Source organism: Burkholderia sp. Ac-20379, from assembly GCF_017104645.1.
Taxonomy (GTDB): domain Bacteria; phylum Pseudomonadota; class Gammaproteobacteria; order Burkholderiales; family Burkholderiaceae; genus Burkholderia.
In genome coordinates this window covers 1-1,825 of sequence record NZ_JAAGPF010000645.1, presented here as the reverse complement: position 1 = coordinate 1,825, position 1,825 = coordinate 1, and the positions used below count along the sequence as shown (strand labels likewise).

Genomic DNA, 1,825 nt, shown 5'->3' with positions numbered 1-1,825 from the left:
CGGCCGCGGCTGGCTGCTGCCGCGCGAAGGCCAGCTCGACAATCGCCAGACGCTCGCCGCGCTGGCCGCCGGCCTGGCCGAACGCGGCGTCGCCACGCACTGGCACACCGCCGTCGATGCCGCGCCCGAGCCTGGCGCGCATCTCACCATCGATTGCCGCGGCCTCGGCGCGAAGCCGGTGCTGCCGGCGCTGCGCGGGATTCGCGGCGAGGTCGCGCGCGTGCATGCGCCCGGCATCGGCCTGACCCGGCCGGTGCGGCTGCTGCATCCGCGCTATCCGCTCTACATCGCGCCGAAGCAGAACGATCTGTACGTGATCGGCGCGACCGAAGTGGAGGGCGAGGACATGTCGCCCGTCAGCGTGCGCTCGGCGCTCGAATTGCTGAGCGCCGCGTTCTCCGTGCATCCGGCGTTCGGCGAGGCGCGCATCCTCGAACTCGGCACGCAATGCCGGCCGACGCTGCCCGATCATCGCCCCGCGATCGTCCGGCGCGGCGCGGCGACGCTGTCCGTCAACGGCCTGTACCGGCACGGCTTCATGATCGCGCCCGAGGTGGCGCAGGCGGCCGTCGAGTGGGTGCAGGCGTGGTTCGGCGGCGCGCCGGGCCTGCAGCGCGCCGATCCCGACGCTTTCGCCGCCTGGCGCGCCGAGGCGCGCTGGCCGGACCTGTTTCAGACCGACGCGGCGCATGCGTAACGCGCCGCCCCCGACCTACCGACTTCCGCCATGGATATCCAGATCAATCAACAGACGCTGACGCTTCCCGACGGCGCGACCGTCGCCGACGCGCTCGCCGCCTACGAGGCCCGCCCGCCGTTCGCGGTGGCCGTCAACGGCGCGTTCGTCGCGCGCACGCGCCACGCCCAGCACGCGCTGGCGGCCGGCGACCGGCTCGACGTCGTGCATCCCGTCGCGGGCGGCTGAACCGCGCGCCATTACAGGACTTCCCCATGACGCTGCTTTCCACTCCCGATTCGCTGACGCTGTACGGCACCGCGTTCCAGAGCCGCGTGCTGCTCGGCACGTCGCGCTACCCGTCGCTGCAATCGCTGTCCGATTCGATCGCCGCGTCGAAGCCCGGCATGGTGACCGTCGCGCTGCGCCGGCAGATGAACGCCGGCACCGCCGAGGCCGGCTTCTTCGATCTGCTCAAGCGCCACGACGTGCCGCTGCTGCCGAACACGGCCGGCTGCCAGACGGTGGCCGAGGCGGTCAACACCGCGCAGATGGCGCGCGAGCTGTTCGAGACCGACTGGATCAAGCTCGAACTGATCGGCGACGACTACACGCTGCAGCCCGATCCGGTCGGCCTGATCGAGGCGGCAGCGCTGCTCGTCAAGGACGGCTTCAAGGTGCTGCCGTATTGCACCGAGGATCTGGTGATCGGCCGCCGCCTGCTCGACGCGGGCTGCGAGGCGCTGATGCCGTGGGGCGCGCCGATCGGCACCGGCAAGGGCGTCGTCAATCCGTACGGGCTGCGCGTGCTGCGCGAGCGGCTGCCGGACGTGCCGCTGATCGTCGATGCCGGGCTCGGCGTGCCGTCGCACGCGTGTCAGGTGATGGAGTGGGGTTTCGACGGCGTGCTGCTGAACACGGCCGTGTCGCAGGCGACGCATCCCGAGATCATGGCGCGCGCGTTCGCGCAGGGCGTCGAGGCGGGGCGCGCCGCGTATCTGGCCGGCCCGATGGACGCACGCGACACCGCGCACGCGAGCACGCCGGTGGTCGGCATGCCGTTCTGGCACCACGACGGAGGCGCGCAATGACGGCCACGCCCGCCGCGCGGTTCGCCGCGCTGTTCTGGCCGCCGGCCGACGAACTGGA

The 1,825-nt window shown here is 72.3% G+C and carries 3 protein-coding genes; all 3 read left to right on the top strand.

Features of this window, described 5'->3' with window-relative positions; translation table 11 throughout:
* Window positions 1-697, top strand: a 697-nt coding sequence (locus tag G3N92_RS33555) for an FAD-dependent oxidoreductase (RefSeq protein ID WP_206131799.1), incomplete at its 5' end; no start/stop codon positions are given.
* Between the two features lie 30 nt (window positions 698-727).
* Window positions 728-925, top strand: a complete 198-nt coding sequence (thiS, locus tag G3N92_RS33550) for a sulfur carrier protein ThiS (RefSeq protein WP_206131798.1) — start codon at window positions 728-730, stop codon at window positions 923-925.
* A 26-nt stretch (window positions 926-951) separates the two neighbouring features.
* The gene (locus G3N92_RS33545) at window positions 952-1,767 is read left to right on the top strand and encodes a thiazole synthase (protein ID WP_206131797.1); all 816 of its coding nucleotides are present in this window, start codon (window positions 952-954) and stop codon (window positions 1,765-1,767) included.
* Window positions 1,768-1,825: the final 58 nt, after the last annotated feature.

Bases quoted from the DNA above. Each gene is read 5' to 3' on its own strand.
- G3N92_RS33545 (WP_206131797.1), top strand. From the start codon at position 952: ATGACGCTGCTTTCCACTCCCGATTCGCTGACGCTGTACGGCACCGCG.
- thiS (WP_206131798.1), top strand. From the start codon at position 728: ATGGATATCCAGATCAATCAACAGACGCTGACGCTTCCCGACGGCGCG.